This window comes from Pseudomonas sp. AC083 (assembly GCF_979253165.1).
This window is the reverse complement of sequence record NZ_CEEDDH010000334.1, coordinates 1-238: the sequence shown is the minus strand read 5'-3', so window position 1 is coordinate 238 and position 238 is coordinate 1. Positions and strand designations below refer to the sequence as shown.

1 protein-coding gene is annotated in these 238 nt (G+C 41.6%); it reads left to right on the top strand.

The features are described 5' to 3' along the window. Positions 1 to 238 (top strand): aconitase family protein (locus AC0IXA_RS28100; protein ID WP_471815011.1); only part of this gene is annotated, 238 nt, incomplete at both ends.

Here is a 238-nt window from a genome sequence, read left to right as displayed (position 1 = left end):
ACAGGATACCTTGTGAATTCAGGACTTCTTCCATATTTAAGAGACCTCGGATTTAACATTGTAGGGTATGGCTGTACAACTTGTATCGGAAACTCAGGACCGCTTGAGAAAGAAATTGAAGATGCTGTCTCTGAAAATGATCTGCTGATCACTTCTGTTTTATCAGGTAACCGTAACTTTGAAGGTCGTATCCATCCGCTTGTGAAAGGGAACTACCTTGCATCTCCACCATTAGTTG